This is a genomic window from Variovorax sp. E3 (genome assembly GCF_016082275.1).
In the GTDB taxonomy this organism is placed as follows: Bacteria; Pseudomonadota; Gammaproteobacteria; order Burkholderiales; family Burkholderiaceae_C; genus Variovorax.
This window is the reverse complement of sequence record NZ_MOWM01000372.1, coordinates 1-683: the sequence shown is the minus strand read 5'-3', so window position 1 is coordinate 683 and position 683 is coordinate 1. Positions and strand designations below refer to the sequence as shown.

The 683-nt window shown below is 74.8% G+C and carries 1 pseudogene; it reads right to left on the bottom strand.

The annotated features are described in order from the left end of the window. Nucleotides 1-39: 39 nt before the first annotated feature. Nucleotides 40-683: pseudogene (locus BMG07_RS40925) on the bottom strand (vanw family protein); the annotation flags it as partial.

Sequence of the window (683 nt, the reverse complement as noted above, 5' to 3'; positions counted from 1 at the left end):
CGACGACGCGGGCGCCCGCCAACGCATCGCCTTGCCAGTTCATGTGCTCGACGTGGCCGATGCCTTGCCAGAGCCGCGCGCGTCCGACGGCCCGCCCAGCACGCGCAGGCGGCACGGCCAGCCCTGCAACGCGGCCGCGAGTTCGCGCGCGCCCTTGCGCGCCAAGGCGCTGGCGGCGAACACGACGAGCGGCGGGGCCGTGAGGTCGACCGTCACGGCCTTGGCATTGGCCTTGGGCAGCACCCAGTCGAGCCGTGTCGCCACGGCGCGCGGCGCGAGCTTTTCGAGCTGCCGTGCGACGTCGGCATGCGGCGTGACCACGGCAACGGCGCGAGCCAGCGCCTGCGCTTCGGCGCGCACCAGCACCGCATCGGCGCGAAAGTCGCGCAAGGTCGCGTCGTCGGGCCAGCATTGCGCGGCGGCATCGAGCCGGCGCTCGATCTCGGCCATCGGCAAAGCGCTGGCCAGCACGGTGACGCGGCGGCCGTCGAGCGCGCCGATGCGCTGCAGGTGCGGCAGCAGCGACTGCTCGACCACCAGCTGCGTATGCGCCGGCTTCAGCCGCGCGGCGAATGCGAGCGCAAGCCAGCGCTGGCCGTCGATCAGGCTCGCCTGCCGGCGCCCCGCGTGCCGCGCCCAGAGCCGCTGCCACAGCGCGCGGCGCAGGCTCACAGCCCAGAGCG